At 56.0% G+C, this 19,365-nt stretch carries 17 protein-coding genes and 1 pseudogene; 12 read left to right on the top strand and 6 right to left on the bottom strand.

Going from position 1 to position 19,365, the window contains the following annotated elements:
* The first annotated feature begins 141 nt into the window (after positions 1-141).
* Positions 142-1,191, top strand: coding sequence for an NAD-dependent epimerase/dehydratase family protein (locus tag NBG89_RS20395; protein ID WP_431323949.1), 1,050 nt, complete (start codon positions 142-144; stop codon positions 1,189-1,191).
* 9 nt (positions 1,192-1,200) lie between these two features.
* Positions 1,201-2,535 (top strand): DUF4910 domain-containing protein, encoded by a 1,335-nt coding sequence (locus NBG89_RS20390; protein WP_431323948.1) that lies wholly within the window; start codon positions 1,201-1,203, stop codon positions 2,533-2,535.
* Here the strand turns inward: NBG89_RS20390 and rfbC are convergent.
* Positions 2,532-3,074, bottom strand: a complete 543-nt coding sequence (rfbC, locus tag NBG89_RS20385) for a dTDP-4-dehydrorhamnose 3,5-epimerase (protein ID WP_431323947.1) — start codon at positions 3,072-3,074, stop codon at positions 2,532-2,534. The genes NBG89_RS20390 and rfbC overlap by 4 nt on opposite strands.
* Positions 3,075-3,372: 298 nt before the next feature.
* Between rfbC and NBG89_RS20380 the strand changes: the two genes are divergently transcribed.
* From NBG89_RS20380 to NBG89_RS20350, 7 genes and pseudogenes are all read left to right on the top strand, one after another.
* Positions 3,373-4,668, top strand: coding sequence for a methyltransferase domain-containing protein (locus NBG89_RS20380; protein WP_431323946.1), 1,296 nt, complete (start codon positions 3,373-3,375; stop codon positions 4,666-4,668).
* Positions 4,665-5,468, top strand: coding sequence for a sugar phosphate nucleotidyltransferase (locus NBG89_RS20375; RefSeq protein WP_431323945.1), 804 nt, complete (start codon positions 4,665-4,667; stop codon positions 5,466-5,468). Before NBG89_RS20380 ends, NBG89_RS20375 begins: the two co-directional genes overlap by 4 nt.
* Positions 5,465-6,118 (top strand): PIG-L deacetylase family protein, encoded by a 654-nt coding sequence (locus tag NBG89_RS20370; RefSeq protein WP_431323944.1) that lies wholly within the window; start codon positions 5,465-5,467, stop codon positions 6,116-6,118. The genes NBG89_RS20375 and NBG89_RS20370 overlap by 4 nt, the downstream gene beginning before the upstream one ends.
* Before the next feature lie 75 nt (positions 6,119-6,193).
* Positions 6,194-6,958 (top strand): LuxR C-terminal-related transcriptional regulator, encoded by a 765-nt coding sequence (locus NBG89_RS20365; protein ID WP_431323943.1) that lies wholly within the window; start codon positions 6,194-6,196, stop codon positions 6,956-6,958.
* Between the two features lie 131 nt (positions 6,959-7,089).
* Positions 7,090-9,207: a GumC family protein gene (locus NBG89_RS20360; RefSeq protein ID WP_431323942.1), complete on the top strand. Its 2,118-nt coding sequence runs from the start codon at positions 7,090-7,092 to the stop codon at positions 9,205-9,207.
* A pseudogene (locus NBG89_RS20355) lies at positions 9,204-9,488 on the top strand (polysaccharide biosynthesis/export family protein); the annotation flags it as partial. The gene NBG89_RS20360 and the pseudogene NBG89_RS20355, both read left to right, overlap by 4 nt.
* A gap of 51 nt (positions 9,489-9,539) precedes the next feature.
* On the top strand, positions 9,540-10,487 hold the full coding sequence (locus NBG89_RS20350) for an SLBB domain-containing protein (RefSeq protein WP_431324589.1): 948 nt from the start codon (positions 9,540-9,542) through the stop codon (positions 10,485-10,487).
* A gap of 260 nt (positions 10,488-10,747) precedes the next feature.
* On the opposite strand, the gene NBG89_RS20345 is transcribed toward NBG89_RS20350, so the two are convergent.
* Together NBG89_RS20345 and gmd are read right to left on the bottom strand one after the other, a co-directional pair.
* On the bottom strand, positions 10,748-11,728 hold the full coding sequence (locus NBG89_RS20345; protein WP_431323941.1) for a GDP-L-fucose synthase family protein: 981 nt from the start codon (positions 11,726-11,728) through the stop codon (positions 10,748-10,750).
* A complete protein-coding gene (gene gmd, locus NBG89_RS20340) occupies positions 11,712-12,782 on the bottom strand; it encodes a GDP-mannose 4,6-dehydratase (RefSeq protein WP_431323940.1) in 1,071 nt (356 codons plus the stop codon). The genes NBG89_RS20345 and gmd overlap by 17 nt, the downstream gene beginning before the upstream one ends.
* A gap of 312 nt (positions 12,783-13,094) precedes the next feature.
* Here gmd and NBG89_RS20335 point away from each other — a divergent pair, with 312 nt between their 5' ends.
* The 3 genes from NBG89_RS20335 to NBG89_RS20325 are packed head-to-tail and all read left to right on the top strand — an operon-like array spanning position 13,095 to position 16,820.
* The gene (locus tag NBG89_RS20335; RefSeq protein ID WP_431323939.1) at positions 13,095-14,354 is read left to right on the top strand and encodes a glycosyltransferase family 4 protein; all 1,260 of its coding nucleotides are present in this window, start codon (positions 13,095-13,097) and stop codon (positions 14,352-14,354) included.
* Entirely contained in the window at positions 14,351-15,610 is a 1,260-nt protein-coding gene (locus NBG89_RS20330) for a glycosyltransferase family 4 protein (RefSeq protein WP_431323938.1), read from the top strand. Before NBG89_RS20335 ends, NBG89_RS20330 begins: the two co-directional genes overlap by 4 nt.
* A gap of 52 nt (positions 15,611-15,662) precedes the next feature.
* Positions 15,663-16,820, top strand: a complete 1,158-nt coding sequence (locus NBG89_RS20325) for a glycosyltransferase (protein WP_431323937.1) — start codon at positions 15,663-15,665, stop codon at positions 16,818-16,820.
* On the opposite strand, the gene NBG89_RS20320 is transcribed toward NBG89_RS20325, so the two are convergent.
* From NBG89_RS20320 to NBG89_RS20310, 3 genes are read right to left on the bottom strand one after another with little or no spacing between them, the layout of a single operon-like run.
* Positions 16,802-17,404, bottom strand: coding sequence for a putative colanic acid biosynthesis acetyltransferase (locus NBG89_RS20320; RefSeq protein WP_431323936.1), 603 nt, complete (start codon positions 17,402-17,404; stop codon positions 16,802-16,804). The genes NBG89_RS20325 and NBG89_RS20320 overlap by 19 nt on opposite strands.
* Positions 17,394-18,692, bottom strand: a complete 1,299-nt coding sequence (locus NBG89_RS20315) for an O-antigen polymerase (protein ID WP_431324588.1) — start codon at positions 18,690-18,692, stop codon at positions 17,394-17,396. The genes NBG89_RS20320 and NBG89_RS20315 overlap by 11 nt, the downstream gene beginning before the upstream one ends.
* Before the next feature lie 26 nt (positions 18,693-18,718).
* Entirely contained in the window at positions 18,719-19,315 is a 597-nt protein-coding gene (locus NBG89_RS20310; RefSeq protein ID WP_431323935.1) for a YdcF family protein, read from the bottom strand.
* Positions 19,316-19,365: the final 50 nt, after the last annotated feature.

The following is a 19,365-nucleotide window of genomic DNA, read 5'->3' as shown; positions in this document are numbered from 1 at the left end:
CCGGCTGATGCTGAGGAATTGGATGCCGCCGCATCTAGCCCATTGATACCGCGCTCGATGCCAATCGGCGCGATGCGTGCCACCAAGACGAAACGCCAATGTGCCCAGGCACAGGCCCCGAACCCAGAAAAGGCAAAGACAATGAAGGTATTGGTTACCGGACATCGCGGCTACATCGGATCCGTCATGGTCACAATCCTGCGCCAGGCAGGCCATGAAGTTCATGGTTACGATTGCGAATTGTATCATCGCTGCCACTATGCACCCGGCGGCGATCTGCCCGCCGTGCCCGGTGTGAAAAAGGATGTGCGGGACGTGTCGGTATCGGATCTGAGGGGCTTCGACGCCGTCATCCATCTCGCTGCCCTTTCGAATGATCCGTTGAGCAACCTCAATCCAGAGATCACCTATGAAATCAATCACCGCGGCAGCGTGAGCGTTGCCAAAGCGGCCAAGCAGGCAGGAGTGAGGCGCTTTCTCTTCGCCTCGTCCTGCAGCAACTACGGTGCTGCAGGAGAAGGTCTCGTCGACGAAACCGCGGAGCTCAAACCCGTTTCCGCATATGGAACATCGAAGGTTCTAGCCGAACGCGACATTGCGCATCTCGCCGACAACGATTTCTCTCCGACCTATATGCGCCCCGCGACCGCCTATGGCCTCTCGCCGATGCTACGCTTCGACATCGTACTGAACAATCTGGTTGCCTGGGCCGTAACCGAAGGCCGGATCTTGCTCAAATCTGACGGCACACCTTGGCGGCCTATCGTACATATCGAGGATATTTCCCGGGCTTTTCTGGCCGCCCTTGAGGCACCTACTGCCGTGGTTCACAATCAGGCTTTCAACGTCGGCCAGGCAGCGCACAATTATCAGATCAGGGAGATTGCCGAAATCGTCGCCAAGACCGTCCCTGACTGTCATTTGGCCTTCGCCGCCGACGCCAGTCCGGATACACGGTCCTACAGAGTTGATTTCAGCAAGATTAACCGCCTTCTTCCGGCCTTCAAGCCGACCTGGGATGCAGCTGCCGGTGCCGCTCAACTTTACAACGCCTATACCAGCACCGGCCTGACGCTTGCTGAATTTGAAGGGCCCCGTTATCAGCGGATCGCCCAGCTCAAGCAACTCCTTGCCAATCACGCGTTGGATGAAAATCTGCGCCCACAGGTCGCCGCCGCTGCGGCAGAATAGGTCTGCGGCATGCACTCTGCTGTGCCACCCCGAGCCAACCACCTAGCAGACAGCAACGAGAGCATAGGCCCAGCTATCTACGCTCTCGCCAGCCGCCTTTTTCCGATCTGCCGCAGCATTACCGGCAGCGGTGTTCGTGAGACCATCAACATTCTGCGCGAATATGTCGATATCGAACTCCACGAGGTAGCGACAGGCACAAAAGTCTTCGACTGGGTCGTTCCGCCCGAATGGAACATAAGGGATGCATATATAAGGGATGCTGCCGGCCGAAAAGTCGTCGATTTCGCGCGTACAAACCTTCATGTCATGAGCTACAGCCGGAATGTTCGAAAGGTCATGCCGCTGAGTGAGCTTAAGGAGCATATCTATACGCTGCCGGCGCAACCTGACCTCATCCCTTACAAGACAGCCTATTATATCGACGACTGGGCGTTTTGCATGTCGCACAGCCAGTTCCTTGAGTTGGCTGACGGCGATTATCAAGTCGTTATCGACTCGACGAAAGCCGATGGGCATCTGTCTTATGGGGAGTTTCTCCATCGAGGAACGAGTGGCAGGGAAGTTCTGCTATCCGCCCATATTTGCCATCCATCGCTTGCCAACGACAATTGCTCGGGGCTTGCGGTATTGACTCACTTGGCTCAGCTTCTGCGGGGTAGGAACACGCGCTACAGCTACCGCTTTCTCTTTGCTCCAGGCACGATCGGATCGCTCACCTGGCTCTTCCGGAACGAAGATCGCCTCGGCAGCATCGACCATGGCCTGGTCGTATCCTGCATTGGCGACGGAGGCGGACCGATCTACAAAAAAAGCCGTCGGGGAAACGCGATCATAGATCGCCTGATGGCACGGATATCCTGTGCTGAAACGCTGATGACCGTTCAGGACTTCAGTCCTTACGGCTACGATGAGAGGCAGTTTTGTTCGCCGGGCTTCAATATGCCGGTTGGGCTTTTGCAAAGAAGCGCTTTCGGGACCTTTGCGCAGTATCACACATCAGCGGACGATCTGGATTTCATACGCCCTGAACATCTTGCCTCATCATTCCAGATGCTGATCGATGTGATCGATGCGCTCGAGGGCAATTGGATTCCTCTCAATCTGTCGCCCAAAGGCGAACCACAGCTTGGCAAGCGCGGACTCTTTGCGACGGTGGGCGGTCACAAAACCAACACCGTGAAAACAATGGCTTACCTATGGGTGCTGAACCTGGCCGATGGCAAGCATTCGCTGCTGGATATCGCCGAGCGAGCAAGCATGGTGTTTTCGGAGATCTCGGAGGCAGCTGCAAGGCTGAGGGATGCGGGGTTGCTTGCAGACCTCGGCCCCGCAGAAAATTAGACCGGATCGCATGCGCGCAGGAGCGGCCAGCTTTTATCCTTGTCGGACATGACGGTGGGATCTGCGGGCCAACTGACGCCTACAGCCGGGTCGTCAAAACGTATGCCGCTGGCGGCCGTGGGCTCATATGGCGTCGATATCAGATAAGACACCACGGCATCATCGGTGAGTGATTGAAAGCCGTGGGCAAAACCCTTCGGAATATAGAACTGCGCCCGGTTTTCGCTGGAGAGCACCGCACCTGCCCACTCGAGGTAGGTTGGAGATTCTGGCCTTAGATCCACTGCGATATCCCATATTGCGCCTTGTGTGCAGGAGACAAGCTTGTCTTCCTCATACGGCCTTTTCTGGAAATGAAGGCCTCGAATCGTATGCTTCTGGCGCGAATGCGAATAGCTGTGCTGGACAAAGTCTTGGATGAGCCCGTGTTGAGCGAACTCCTCCTTGCAGAAGGTTCGCGCAAACGAACCACGACTGTCCGTCGATGGTGTGGGCTCGACGATCCAAAGGCCCTCGATTCTCATCTTGTTGAAACGCATTCGATCCTTGACCAATTCCTGAAACGTATCCGATCACGAGCAAAATCCAAACACTTGCAGGATATTAACCAGACAGTACTTCAATACAAGTCAACTGAGAACAATTACTTACAGTAATATTAAATCATTAACAGTATACCTTTGCGTTATTGCTCAAACAAGTGAGAATTCATACGGCTTTTGGACGATATCCCTATTACGGTATCGTTTTAATTGTTCCCCGCAGATACTTTGCCAACCATGACGGGCTCTTCAGGTCCGCGATAAAGTCATCTTCGATCATGTAGGGGACGGGGGCATGAATCTTCAGGCCAGTCAGAGCTCATCGATGACGGCTGCCGTTCGCAGCGCCCGGCTTTGCCGGCTCTGCGGCGTGGCTCTGCAAGACACTTTCGTAGACCTCGGAATGTCGCCGCCATGCGAAAGTTTCGTACCGGCGGCGGAAATAGGCAATATGGAAGCCTACTATCCCCTCCATGCCTTTGTCTGCCGCGAGTGCCTTCTGGTTCAGCTCGAGGAGCATATCAGCCCGCAGAACATATTCGAGGAATATGCATACTTTTCCTCCTATTCGGACAGTTGGGTAGAGCATGCCCGTCGCTACTGCGACATGGCAACCGATCGTTTCGGTCTCAACTCGGGAAGCCTTGTCGTCGAGCTTGCCAGCAACGACGGCTATCTCCTGCAGCACTTTGTGCGGAAGGCCATACCGGTGATCGGTATAGAGCCGGCAATCAACGTCGCCAAGGTTGCGATCGAAAAAGGCGTGCCCACTGTAACACGCTTCTTCGGAAGATCGCTTGCCCGCGAAATGGTCGCTGAAGGCAAAATGGCAGATCTCATCGTCGGCAACAATGTCCTGGCACAGGTCCCGGATCTCAACGACTTTGTTGCCGGGATGAAGATTCTTCTTAAACGCCATGGCGTGATCACCCTAGAATTCCCCCATATCGCGACGCTAATTGCGGAAAGCCAATTCGATACGATCTACCACGAGCACTTCTCGTACTTCTCCTTGATGACGATCGAGAAGATGGCCCGGCGTCATGACCTCAAGGTGTTCGATGTCGAGGAGCTGCCGACACACGGCGGCTCGCTGCGCATTTACCTTTGCCACAGAGAAGAAGACATACATCGGGAGGCACGCGTCGATGCCCTGCGGATGTCCGAGTTCAAGGCAGGCCTGGACCTGGTCGAAACCTATACATCTTTCGGCGAAGCGGTGCGTATGAAGAAACGCAACCTGCTTTCCTACCTTATCCAATTGAAGGACGCAGGCAGAACCATTTGCGGCTACGGCGCGCCCGGCAAGGGAAATACGCTTCTCAACTATTGCGCAATAGGCACCGATTTTCTCGACTTCACGGTCGACCGCAACCCCTACAAGCACGGTCGTTTCACGCCTGGCATGCACATACCAATCAGACCGGTCAATGAAATCGACGCGCATAAACCAGATTACGTGCTCATCCTGCCCTGGAATCTCAAAGATGAGATCGTCAAGCAGATGAGACATATCGGCGACTGGGGCGGGAAATTCATCGTTGCAATCCCCCACGTGACCGTCATCGATCCAACGGAGAGCCAGCAATGAAAGTCGTCCTTTTTTGCGGTGGCATGGGAACCCGGATCCGCGAGTATTCCGAGAGCATTCCGAAGCCGCTTATCCCGCTGGGCTCGCAGCCGATCATGCGCCACGTCATGCAATATTATTCGGATTACGGTCACGATGAATTCATTCTTTGTCTCGGCTACAAAGCCAATGTGATCAAAGACTTCTTCCTGAACACCAAGCCCCAGGCCTTCTCAGATTGCGTCGTCTCGGGTTCTGGCCAGGTCGAATTGCTGGGCGAGATGCATAGGGAGTGGCGCGTTTCGCTGATCGATACCGGTATCTGGCGCAATATCGGCGAGCGGCTCTGGGCTGTGCGTGATCACGTCAAGAATGAAAAGATCTTCCTGGCGAACTATAGCGATGGGCTGACCGACGTCGACCTGGATGACATGATCGCCCGCTTTGAGGCTAGCGACAAGCTCGCCTGCTTCCTCGCCGTGCGACCGCCCCTCACCTATCACCTCGCCGATATCGAAGAAGACGGCCGAGTGCGCGAATTCAGATCATCGGACAGATCCGACATCTGGATCAATGGCGGCTACTTCCTCATGCGCGGCGAGATCTTCGACTATATGCGCGAAGGTGAGGAGCTTGTGCTGGAGCCCTTCTCCCGTCTGATCGCAGAAGACAAGCTCATGGCCTACAAACATCAAGGCTTCTGGCGGTCCATGGACACCCTTCGTGACTGGCAATCCCTTCAGGAGATGGTCGAGCGGGGAGATATGCCCTGGACGTATCACGGCAGGTCAATTGATCGGAGAATGGCGAAGCTGTTATGAAGAATCTGTCACTCGCCAAATTCGGAGAACGGTTATCCGTCCTGTGCATCGGCGCCCACTCCGACGATATCGAAATTGGCGTGGGCGGCACGATCCTGCGGCTGTTGGCGGAAGGCGTCAAGCTGGATGTGCATTGGTGCGTCCTGAGTGCCTCGGGAAATCGAGGCGAGGAAGCGCTAGGTTCGGCGCGCGCATTCCTTGAGCAGGCAGAGTCGCAGTCGATAGAACTCGCCGGCTTCGAGGACAGCTTCTTTCCCAGCCAGACCCGCGAAATCAAGAACTGGCTGCTGGCCATTCGTGACAAGGTCGTTCCGGATATCATTTTTACACATAGCCGCGAGGACGAGCATCAGGACCACCGCGAGCTCAACCGGCTGACGACCAACGTGTTTCGAAATCATTTGGTTCTCGAATATGAAATCCCGAAATGGGATGGCGATCTGATCCAGCGAAACGCCTACGTTCCGCTCACTGCAGACATCATGGAGAGGAAGGTCGCTTTGCTTCTCCGGCACTTTGCCACACAAAGATCGAAGGATTGGTTCGACGGTGACACATTTCGAAGCCTTGCGCGACTGAGGGGAATGGAATGTCGTGCTCCGGCACGTTTTGCAGAGGCCTTCACGATCCGAAAAGTTCTCCTGGCCTGAGGGGATCGCGGTCGCCGCGAAATGCAGTAGCAGCAAGTCATGAGTATCTACGGCAAATCGAGGGGTATGGGGTAAATGGGCGAAGAAGTCATTGATTATACGCAGAACATGCTGAGGGCATCGAAGATACTGGCCGCCATTTCCGCCGAGGATCAGGTTCCTTTTCCTCGGGTGAAATCTGCCAGCGTAGACTACCTTGCTCTTATCGATCGACGCATGCTGGAGCGGGAGTGCCTCGCTCACGCGCTGAATGTGTATCGTCTTGGCATGAAAGTCATGACATTTGCAGATCTGACAGCATTGCAGGAGGCCCAAGGCGACGCGGGAATGCCGCGGGCGATCCTATTCAATGCCGGGAACGCCAGCCTGGAAAACAGTCGGCTGAAAACGGAAATGCGCGAGCTGGTGGCAGCAACGACACCCACGCCGGTTGTCGTTGTGTCTGAAAATCAAAACCTTTCGGACGTCCTCAATGCCATCGCACTCGGAGTTCAGGGATACATCCCCAGTTCTGTCGGCATCGGTGTATGCGTACAGGCAATCGGGCTGGCGATGGCGGGCGGCAAATTCGTCCCGGCAAGCAGCGTCATGCATATGCGCGCTTTGCTCGGCGTCAATTCAACCGTCAGCACGAAATCCAGATTTACCGAGCGTCAATCGGCGGTCGCGGAAGCCCTCCGACGTGGCATGGCGAACAAGGACATCGCTTTGGAACTCGATCTGTCCGAAAGCACCGTAAAGGTTCACATCCGAAACATAATGAAGAAGCTGGGAGCGACCAACCGAACGGAGGTTGCTTGCAAGATAGGTGGTGTCGGGGATGGCGACCGGCCGACTTGAACTCTCGCGAAAAACTACGATCCACTTAGTCGCATCGGTGTACGTCCATGATTTTGTCCCATGATCCGCCAGATGGCCGCGAAATGAATATGTATCGCGTCCTTTCGATATTGAGGGACCGAAGACGAACCTTGCTGGCCTGCATAATCTTCAGTCTGGCTGTCTGCGCTATTGGCTATTTCAGGACAAAGCCGCTGTACAGGTCAGAAGCGATCCTGGCGCTCGACGGCAGAAAACTTCAGGCTCTACCCATCGAGGCGGTCGTCTCTGCGCTTCCTCAGGAAAGCCCGGTCCTTCGTACGGAACTCGACATCATCGGCTCGCGTACCATGGCAGAGCGTGTCGCGAGCCGATTGGCGGCCCTGGGCATCGGGGTGGAGAGTACAAAACAGGGCAGCCTCAGGCAGAGCCCAAGCGTTTCCGTACAAGCCGAGGACACATCTCCGGAAGAAGGGAGCGCAGAAAACGAGGCATTAGTCGACGACCTGATTTCGAACGTTCACGTGGCAAATGACGGCCGCTCATACACGATCTATATCTCCTTCATTGCTCCCGATCCCAATTTTGCATCCGTGGCTGCTAATGCCTACGGCGAAGCATATATCGACTATCAGATCGACGTCCAAACTTCGGCAACCAGGCGTGTGAGCGAGTGGCTCGGCGAGAAGCTGGTTGACCTCAGAACCAAGCTGGAAGAATCCGAGCGGCTGGCAACCGATTTTCGTGATACCGCCGGCATCGTCAAAACCGATGGCACCACTCTTCAATCACAACAGATTACAGGGCTGAACAACGAACTCACTGTACTCCGCAGCAAGATTGCAGCCGCAGAAGCGCGGCTATCGACGGCCGTCGACGGGCTGCGCAACGGCAGCGATCTCGAACTTTCTGAAGTCCTCTCCTCATCGATGATCCAGCAACTCAGGACGGAGGAAGCGCGTGTCAAACGCGCGATTACCGAAATCGATCAAAGTGGCGCGATAAAGAACGTTCAGCTTGTACAATTGAACTCGCAACTGGTTTCCCTGCAGGAACAAATCAAGACAGAAGTAGCGCGGGTCATCGAAAGTCTGCGCAATGAAATTGAGGTAAACCGACGGCAGCAGGCAGGTCTGGAGGAAAGCATCAAAGAGATGCGCGCCGCGATGACGACCAACAGCCAGAGCCTCGTCCATGCCGATCAGCTTGATCGCGAAGCCAGCGCAAATCGCGCGATATATGAGAGCTATCTGGCCCGGTACAAGCAGACGATCGAACAGGATGGCATCGCGACCGCTGAAGCGCGGATGATTTCACGAGCGACACCGTCACCGAAGCCGACAACCCCAAATCCTGTCATATGGGCGTTGGCTGGTGTCGTCTTCGGCCTCACCGGGGGCATTGCCGCCGCCTTTATCCGACATTTTACGGACAGGAAGGTGCGTTCAGCGGAGTCGTTGGAGGCAAAGACGGGCATTGCCGTTATCGCGAAGGTGCCGCGGATCAGGCTGGGGCACAATGCGGATGCTTCGGCGCTTGTTCATGATCATAACTCGTCTCTCGGCCAAGCCATGGCCGTGATTCAATCGGAGCTGCGATTGTTCGCCGATGCCGAAGCGCCCTCCGGAAGGATGAAGCGTGCAATCGCGATTACGCCGGTTTCCAGCAGCAAAGGAAAGTCTCATATCGTAGCAAATCTCGCTCGGCTGGTCGCTGCAACGGGATTGAAGACCATCGTTATCGAAGCAAACCTGCGAAATCCAACCCTTGCAGACCAGTTTGAGGTGTCCAACGCTGCCCACCTCAATCAAATCGTCACCCAGGACCTTCCTTTTGGCGATGCCATCCAATCCGATCCGAAATCGATGGTCGATTTCATCCTGGCACAGCACAGCAAGGCACCGGAACCGATTCTGGCTAATCAACGATTTGCTCAGTTGATCCAGGAGATGAAGCGACGCTACGATCTGGTGCTCATCGATATGCCTTGTGCTTCCAATGGCTTCGACCTGATGCGTGTCGCTTCCTTCTGCGAAGACGTCATTCTTGTCGTTCGTCCGAAATTTACGAGAATCCTGGATCTGGATGCATGCATCAAAAAGCTGCGGGCAGCAAATCGCAACATAGCCGGGATCGTGTTCGACAGCGCCTATCGTTCAAAAGCAGCCACAGCGTCGCAACCCGGGATGCCTCCTCATCAACAATATCTCAGCGGCGTCCGTCGAAAGCGGAGTGGCGATCAAGTAAAGCCCCTCGCAGCCAGGGTATGACACGGGAGCGGAAAGTGTTTCTTGCAGCACGAAATCAAATCCAGTCCAGGTCGCTCAAGTCGGCGATATGCATCATCCCGATGCTGGCAATGTTTCTGTCATCCACCTCGGTGATAGCGCAACCGCAGCAATACAAGGTGACTTCCGGCGACGTCCTGTCTGTCGTCGCCTATGGCGACGCGCAGTTGACCGGCCTCTTTCCCGTAAGCACGGACGGCACGATCGGATATCCGATTCTCGGTAACATAGCGGTGACGAACAAAACGACGGAGGAGATTGGCGCCGCGATCACCGCATCGCTGCGAGAGCACATTCCCAATCTCTCCGTTGCGGTGTCGGTCAAGGAATACGCGCCGGTTTTTATCCTTGGCGACGTTAAGAACCCCGGCAAGTACGAGTTCCGACCCGGAATGATCGCGTTGGAGGTTTTCGCCCTCGGCGGTGGTTTACGTCAGCAGCCCGACCGGGTTCTCGACTCCGGGGTACAATTGGTGGCTGCGCAGCAAGAATACGACGATACTGCGCTTCAGCTATTGTCGCAGGATGTCAGGCGCGTGCGGCTGGAAGCAGAAATTAATGGCAAACCGTTTGAATACGCGGCAGACGCAGCCAGTACCGGCGTGCGCGATGCCGCTACGATCCAAAGCGTCATCGCTGCCGAACGCAGCCTTTTTGAACTGCGACTTTCCACCCTGGAAAGCGACAGAAGAAATCTCGAGGCACAGCGCCACAACTATGAGGAAGAAATCACGATGCTCGAAAAGAGCTCGGGTTTGAGAAACGAACAGTTCAATCTGGCGCAGCTCGACGTGGAGGCATCACAGGGTCTGGTCAGCAGAGGAGCCTCTTCTGAAGCCGCCTTGCGCGAAAAAAAGCGGGATCTGCTGGCAATGAATCAACAAGTCCTCGAAGCGGGATCCTTTCTTGCGCGCGCTCGCCAGAACAAGAATGAAGTCGAGCGCAGGATTCGAGAACTCGACGACAAGCGAAAGAACGACGCCGCTGGTGAATTGCTAGAAATCACCGTCGATATGCTGCGCCTGAAAAAGAAGATGACCGCTAAGGTTCAGACGATGGCCGAAATCGGCGCCGCCGCACAGCGTGTCAGCAGACTCGAGGAAACCGTGAAAACGAAGTTCTCCGTCGTTCGCATGGTTGATGGCGGCTACAAGGAACTGCCGATCGATGAACATGCGGACCTCAGCGCAGGCGATATCGTTCGCGTTGAGCTCGTTCCCGCGGTGCAGGCCATCGCGAACCGGAGCGGAACCGAAAACTAGATCGCAACGCATTTGAGATGCGATCCCATGAAGAGTGTTCAGCGGTTTTTCCAACCGAGTTCCGCAAAATCTAAAAGCTGGAGCAGCTCAGCGTTTCCGTCAAAGCTTAAACGCTCTGCTTTGGCTGTGATTTCGGCAACGGATCACGTCGCGAACTCAACCGCGACCGAAGGCTCTATGAAGCATGCCGCAAGTCCAAACGGATTTGCGGGAGGCTATCTATTCTGCGCGGCGCAGCGGGCTGGGTATCGAGTTGTAAGTCACGCAACTTGCGAGACATTAGCCGCTTGCTGGCGCCATGCTGCATAAACAGCGCCGATACCAGCCTCGAGCTCGATCTTCGGTTGCCATCCCATTGACCGGATATAGGTACTGTCAAGCAGCTTGCGGGGCGTTCCGTCAGGCATGGCGGAGTTGAACACAATGCGTCCTTCGTAACCAAGAACCGCCGCAACAAGCATAGCCAGATCATGGATGGTTATTTCCCTACCGGATCCGATGTTGACTATCCTTGGACCGGCATATCTCGCCATCAGGTGAACACAGGCATCCGCAAGATCGTCGACATGGAGAAATTCGCGTTGGGGCGCTCCAGTACCCCAGAGCTCGACAGTGCTCCCGCCGCCAACTTTGGCGTCATGGATCTTTCTGATAAGAGCAGGCAGGACGTGCGAAGTTTCGAGATCAAAATTGTCGTTCGGTCCATACAAATTTGTCGGCATGGCGGAAATCGCCTGCGTACCGTATTGCTTCGCACATGCCTCGACCAGCTTCAGCCCTGCGATCTTCGCAATAGCATAAGGCTCGTTGGTCGGCTCCAGGCTCCCTGTCAGCAGCGAATCCTCGCTGATCGGCTGGCCGGCGAATTTCGGGTAGATGCAGCTCGAACCCAACCATAGAAGCTTTTCTACCTTTATATCGGCCGCCGTCTTGATGACGTTCATCGCGATCATCATATTGATATAGAGAAAATCGACCGGATATTGCGCATTTGCTTTGATGCCGCCGGCAAGCGCGGCAGCGACAAAAATTGCGTCCGGACGGTTCCGCCGCATCCAGTTTTCGGTCTCGCTTTGTCGGGTGAGGTCGAGTTCACGGTGCGAAACCGTCAGGATTTCACAGTCTTCCTGCTGCAACCGTCTCACGAGTGCGGAGCCGACCATTCCAGAGTGACCTGCAACCCAGATTCGCTTACCCCGGAGATTGTAAGCAGGCCTGTTTGCCTCAGCCGTAAAAATCATTTCGGCCCTCCTCCTTCATGATTGTTCTGAGATCCGCCTCGACCATTTCGGATACAAGGGCATCGAACGAAATCGAATGCTGCCAGTTTAATTTTTTCCTGGCCTTTTCCGGGTTCCCGAGAAGAATATCGACCTCTGTCGGCCGGAAATAGACAGGATCGATCTCGATGATAGGATCGCCGCTTCGACGGTCGAAACCGACCTCATCAACGCCGTCGCCTTCCCACGCAATGTCTCTGTCCACAGCCTTGAAGGCGCGCTCGACAAATTCTCGCACGGTATGCGTCTCGCCTGTCGCGAGTACGTAATCATCCGGTGTCTCCTGTTGCACGATACGCCACATACCATCGACGTAATCGCGGGCATGCCCCCAGTCGCGCTTGGCGTTGAGGTTGCCCAGCCGCAATTTCTTCTGCAATCCGCGCTCGATCGCCGCGACACCGCGCGTAATCTTGCGCGTGACGAAGGTTTCGCCGCGCAGGGGGCTCTCATGGTTGAAGAGGATCCCGTTTGAGGCATGAATGCCGTAAGCCTCACGATAATTCACGGTAATCCAGTAGGCATAGAGCTTTGCGGCACCATAGGGACTACGAGGACAAAACGGCGTTCCCTCATGCTGCGGTACCTCGCCCAATCCGCCAAAAAGCTCAGACGTGGAAGCCTGGTAGAACCTGCAGGTTCTTTCCAGCTTCAGTATCCGCATCGCCTCAAGCAGACGCAGGACGCCGACCGCGTCGGCATTGGCTGTATATTCAGGTGTTTCGAAGCTGACCTTCACATGGCTCTGGGCGCCAAGATTGTAAATCTCGTCAGGCTGGATGTCCTGTACGACACGGCACAGATTGGTGCCATCCGTCAGGTCGCCAAAATGCAGATGGAATCGCGAGCTGTGTTCGTAGCGATCGTGAAAGAGATGATCGACACGCGCCGTATTAAATGACGAGGAGCGTCTTTTCAGGCCATGCACACGGTAGCCCTTGGAAAGAAGCAATTCGCTCAGATACGCACCGTCCTGGCCGGTGACGCCAACAATCAAAGCAACTTTCTCTGACATCGATAATCCCCTCTTCCGGCCCGCGCATCCGTCCAGCCTTCCCTTAGACAGTATAAAGTCACCGCAGGCGTGGCACTTTGCCAAAAAGGTGTAGTTCACCAGTACTTAGCCCCTGTTGGGTGGGATTTGTGCATCGCCGAAGAAACTCCGAACGTCGCAGACATCCCACATAAGGGGTAGCAAAGGCCCTTTGGGTGCATCAGCCTATCGCCTTTGGCGAACTTGCGACCAGTGGGTCGCCTGCCAGAATGGGCACACGGTTATCGGCCAGCCCGCCGGACACCTCTCGCGCCCGGATGCTTAGGAAACGGTATGAGGATTATTTTCGCCAATCGTTACTTCTACCCGGATCAATCCGCCACCAGTCGGATGGTATCCTCCATAGCGTTCGCCCTGGCGCAGCACGGCTTCGACGTCACTGCGCTGGCCGGTCGAAGTCTGCACAACAGGCAGGATACCCTCTTGCCCGCGGAAGAAACGATATCAGGCGTGAGGGTGTGCCGCCTGACCACATCTCGTTTCGGGCGACAATCGTTCGTCGGCAGATCGATCGACTATCTCTCCTTTCACGCACTCGCGCTCTTGTGGCTCCTCAGAAACGTCTCCAAGACTGATGTGGCAGTCATATGCACGGATCCGCCATTCCTTTCGGTCAGCAGCGCCATTGCGCTAAAGCTGCGGGGAGCTCGAATGATCAACTGGATCATGGACCTGTTTCCAGAGACCGCGATCGAGCTCGGATATATGAGGAATCGTCGATCCCCCGGCCGGCTCGCAAGAGCCATTCGAGATTGGTCGATCAAGAAGTCCGCACTGATCATCTGCCCAACGAAGACTATGGCGGACTATATGATCGAGCAGGCTCTGCCACAGGAGAAAATTGCCGTTCAATACCATTGGTCCAATGAGGATGAGATCTTTCCCGTAGACCCGGAACATAACCGCCTTCGTCAGGAATGGGGCCTCGTTGAAGATTTCGTCGTCGGATATTCGGGCAATTTCGGTAGAGCGCACGAATTCACGACCATCATTGAAACCGCTGAACTCCTCAAGGATCGCAAGGATATCCGCTTCCTTCTGATCGGCAGTGGTCATCAGCATGCCGCAGTTCAGGAAGCCGTTCGCGAGCGTAGCCTCAAGAACGTCATCTTCAAGCCGTTGCAGCCGGCTGAGCGCCTGGCAGAAAGTCTCGGCGCGGCCGATGTCCATCTTGTTTCGCTGCTGCCGCGCCTCGAGCACTGCATTCTACCGAGCAAGATTTACGGCATCCTGGCAGCGGGCAGGCCGACAATCTTCATCGGCGACAGGGATGGTGAAGTTGCGCGCATATTGGCTTCGGGGGCATGTGGAATGTCGGTTGCGATCGGAGATGCCGAACAGCTTGCCCTCGCCATCCGTGAGCTGAAGGATTCTCCAATCCGCCGTGCGGACATGGGTACCGCTGCACGACATCTGGTCGAAACCGCTTACTCCCGCCGTGCCGCAATAGAAACCTGGTGTACGTTGTTCCAGCAGCTGGGGGAACCGGTGCCAGCCCCTTCCCATACTGGGATGCAGAGGCAGCTTTCATGAGTGGAAAGGTCATCGTCAGCCAGCTCGGCGCCCGCATGCACTATGCGGTGCCGGCCATATTCGCGTCTCAGGATCGCCTTGCGCATTTCTATACGGATATCTGTGCAACGAAGGGCTGGTATCGCTTTGCGACCGCCCTGCCCGCGTCGCTTACGCCGGCTGCTGTCCGACGTTTCGCCGGACGGCAGCCGAAGAACGTCTCTCCAAACCTGATTACGATCTTTCCTGCATTTGGAATCCGCTCGGCTTTGCGACGCATGCGCGGGAAGGATGTCGTCGACGAGACCTCGCATGCCCTTTGGGCCGGCGCATATTTTTCGCGTCTCGTCGCCCAAAGCGGCTTTCACGGAGCTGATGGGATCTACGCCTTCAGCGGCGACGCGCTCGAACAAATGCGCGCCGCCAAGCAGCAGGGCCTTTGGACAGCACTCGAACAGATGATTGCTCCCCGCGATGTGCTCGAGCAACTCGTGCAGGAAGAGGCTCAATCGTTTCCCGACTGGACACGCCCGCTTCCGAAAAACGCCCTCGCCCGCATCTTTGCCGATCGTGAAAAGGCGGAATGGAATATCGCGGATCTGATCATATGTCCGTCCGAATTCGTTCGCCGCCACGTCGTTGCCTCCGGCGGCGATGAGAGCCGTTGCGTCGTCATTCCCTATGGGGTCGACGCCAGATCGCCAGTGACCGCCCGGCCGCCGCGCTTGCCGGGGCCGTTGCGCGTTCTTACCGCAGGTGCGGTGGGCCTGCGAAAGGGCTCTCCCTACGTCGTCCAAGCCGCCCAGCTGCTCGGTGAATCCGCAACATTCCGCATGGTCGGTCCCTGCAATCTTCCCAAGACGCTGCAGAACAAGCTCGCCAGTTCCGTCGAACTGGCCGGCATCATTCCGCGCGCGGCAATGGCCGAGCAGTACCGATGGGCGGACATCTTCCTGTTGCCCTCCATTTGTGAGGGCTCGGCGACTGTCATCTACGAAGCTCTTGCGGCAGGTCTACCGGTTATCACGACAGAAAATACGGGAAGCGTGGTGCGCGACGGCAAAGAGGGCTTCATCGTTCCCCTTCGCGACAGCCATGCCATTGCGCAGGCCATCGAAAGACTGGCGAAGGACGAAGAGCTAAGAGCCGAGATGTCGGTAAATGCCTTGCGCCAGGCGGCGGATTTCACGGTCGAAAAATATGGCACTCGCTTGCTCGCGGCGATCGAATCCCTTTCCTCCAGACAGGTACCGGATCGCCCGAGGCCGCAACTATGAACTGCAGAATGTTAGTCCTTGTATTCCGTCCGACGCGGGGATTTCGCGCATCATGAAGATCGTTCACGTGATCTCGTCAATAGATCCGGCCAAGGGAGGCCCGCCGGCCGGCGTTGCACGCATTGCGGCCGCACAATGTATGCTGGGGCACGACGTCCACGTCATCAGCTATGCCGGCGCCACTGTACAGGAAAAGGCATTCCAAACGGCTGCGGGCATACCTGAGTTCGAAAAGATCCAGTGGCATCTGTTGCCCGACGCGGATCGCCTCGAGCGCGTCACATGCATAAAGGGGGCGAAACTGATCAGCAAGGTGCTGCGGTTCGCCGATTTCGTTCATCTCCACGGCATATGGGAACCAATCCTGCTGCGATCTGCCTTCAAGGCAAGAGTTGCGGGGATCCCGTATTGCGTAGCTCCCCATGGCATGCTTGATGTCTGGAGCCTCCGACAAAAAGCCTGGAAAAAACGCCTTGCCCTGTCACTCGGCTATCGTCGTATGCTGCGTGACGCGAAGTTCATACACACGCTGAACAGCGATGAGGCGCAACTGATGCGGCCGCTAGGCCTCAACGTTCCGATGGTCGTCATTCCCAACGGCGTCTTTCCGCAGGAGTTCGAGCAGCGCAGCTCGGAAGCGCCCTTCCGTGAGCAGATCGGAATGCCAGCCGATCGCCGCTTTGTTCTGTTTCTGTCTCGCCTGCACTTTAAGAAGGGACTTGATCTGCTTGCCCATGCCTTTCAGTCGGTCGCTTCCAGATGTCCCGACGTTGATCTCGTCGTTGCGGGACCCGATGACGGTGCTCAAGACGAATTTTTGGCGATCATCCGGGAACTTGGCATCGAGCATCGCGTTCGGCTGACGGGACCGCTCTATGGCACCTCGAAGCAGCAGGCGCTTTTCGCAGCCGCCTGCTTTTGCCTGCCAAGCCGACAGGAGGGCTTCAGTCTGGCAATTACCGAAGCTTTGGCCTGCCGCGCGCCGGTTGTCATAAGCGATGCCTGCCATTTCCCCGAGGTCGACAGGGCCGAGGCGGGATTTGTTACACCTCTCGCGCCCGCCGCAATCGCGAACGCGTTGGTAACAGTGTTGGAGAATGATCGCCTGGCCAGAAAAATGGGCGAAAATGGTCACCGACTGGTGATCGAAAATTTCACGTGGCCCATCATTGCCGGAAAGACCATAAGCAGCTACCGCTTGTATGCATAGCAGGCGGCAGCAGCCGGGTTGCGTCGACCGACGGGCCTTGCCGGATTGCCCACATAGACCGTCCATGCTTCGAGCGATTTTGCCGCAACCCCTCTCGCGCCAAGGACAGCCCCCTCTCCGACGATGACATCCGGCCCGACGAAGGCTTCTGCCGCGACCCAGCAATTCGCCTGAAGCGTAATCGGTTTGCTGATCAACGGGAATCGGCTGTCCTGAATATCGTGGGTTCCGGTGCACAGATGTGCGCGTTGCGAAACGATCGCATGGTCGCCAATCGTCACGCGGGCGACATTGTAGCAGATTACGCCAGGGCCAATTAAAGCGAACTCCCCCATCACGAGGTTGCCTGGCCACCAGATTCTAGCCCTCCCATTGACCGAGGCCGTCGAATGAACGCGCGCACCGAAGCAGCGTAGCAAGCTGAGCCGCCACCACCCCATCTGCCGCGGCGTCCACACGGCGAGCATAAACCAGCATATCGCCCACAACAGGCGCATGGCTCGAAACTTCACTGAAAATGTAGCTCCCCCGAACCTCGGGAGAAGAACTTCGGGACTGTCGAAGTCGATCTGCTCACGGTTCATAATATGCGGTCTCCTTCGAAACAAACGGTATATTCGACTTCCCATTGTCGCGTCGGGCTCTCGTTTGCGGCGTAGTGCGGGCAAAAGCCAAGGACGGTGCAAGAAAAATCAGCATATGAACCCAGACCATCAATACCCAATCCGTCGTATGAGAAACGGCGTGCATGGCGGGGACTATGGAAAGCATATAGACCACTTGTGCCGATGCCTCTCCTGCATTGGCCGAAACCCAGATCCGGTGCATCAAGTAGGACAGGAGGAAAAATTTCAGCGCACCAAAATACCAGAAGGACTGGAAAGCATCCGCCATTCCGGTCTCGGTAGTCCCGGTCAAGGGATTGTAATCGCGCGGGGGAACAGGCATCTGTAGCATCAATGCGCTCTTGAACCTGCTACCAAGAAGCTGGGCGGGTACATAGCTAAAGATCAAGCGATTCCAGTGAAATTTGCCGTAATCGAAATCCAACGTGGTATCGGTATTGTTTATCAGGAGCACTGCATTGCGCATCTCCGGCCCACCATCCCTCAATACCTGGGTGATATTGCCAACCACATCAATTCTCTCTACGTCGTCCCAGACCGGTGCGCCATTCGCCCGGGTGATATTGCGATAGTCCCCCATGCTGAACATGCCGACTGTCCCAAGCAGCAAAACCGCAAGCGTCAGCACACGCGGGAGCATCCAGCCGCGGTAAAACCAGAAGGCGAGCACGAAGATGAAGCAAAGCTCCACGGCCTCGGCGCGTTTTCCTGTTACGAGAATTCGATCGAGATAGAAGACAAGATCGAGCGCGATGATGATGAGCGCCGCAAATGACATACGTCTTGCAAAGCAAAGTACCGCAATGGCGAGACCATAGCAAAGTAGTCTCGAGAAAAAGACATACATCACCGAAACGCCGGTCATTTCCACACCGACGAGAGAATCGGTCGGCAGGCGACTGAGCTGGTAGTAGAAGTAGGCGCCTAGGAGAGAAAGGACAAAGGCAACGATAAGAAGACGCTTTTCTGAAAAGTCGTGACGAAAGAAGGAGACGGGCTTAACGCGGGATATGTAGCCCAACCAAGTCATCAGGAGACAAAGAATGGTGAATCCGATGGCTTTCGCGAATGCATTTTCCGGCAGGAAGCGATCGTCGGCGAGAGCGGGAACCTGCGGCAGGAGAAAGGCGAAGGTGATGACGCCCGTCAGGAACGGAAATTGATAAAGGTTCACGCGCCTAACCATGCCAACGCCCAACAGGCAGAAGACGACGATGACAAGAATGTAGGTCAACCACCAGTTCATCGCTTTTACCGTCTCCCGCTCGCCGCCTATAACGGATCGGCCAAGAAAAACCACAACTTGTACAATGGCAGTTTCAGATATTCCTTGGCGATCTGAAGTCCCGTCTGATTGAAGATAAGCTTCCGATACGACATGCTTCGTTCCGCGGGCCAGGACACCCAGGTGATTTCCTTTGCGGCTGTTGCGAAACAATCGAACGCTCGTCTGGAATGAAACCAGCTCGTGACCACAGCACCACGGTGTATATTCATCGGCTTCAGGAGCCGTGCCGAAAATTCCGCGTTTTCCCACGTATTGGCCGATTGGCATTCGACGTCGATCGCCCCTGCCCCAACGCCCTGAGCCATCATCGCGTCCCTAATAGACAGGCAATCTCCGCGGCCGCTGACGAGAATACGTGGCGCAAGCCCTTCCCGCCAAAGCTCGACGGCACGGGCGGCCCGTGGAGGGCCATCGCCACCCAACACAACGATGACATCGGTTTTCGCGAGAGGATCGCCAACGGCAAGAAGCTCATCCGAGGCGATTAGCGCGAGGACATACAAGCCGGCAAGCAGGGTTGCCACGACGCAAACGCCCCCTGTGATATACCAACGTCTGAAAGTTGCAGTTTGCGGCGTCATGCGGGCAATCCGCGCGCGTGCAGCTATCGCTCCATTGTTTTGATCACGAT

The sequence above is a fragment of the Rhizobium sp. YTU87027 genome (assembly GCF_050644135.1).
GTDB lineage: Bacteria > Pseudomonadota > Alphaproteobacteria > Rhizobiales > Rhizobiaceae > Rhizobium.
Note: the sequence above shows the minus strand (reverse complement) of the source record. Positions and strands in the feature narration are given on the sequence as shown.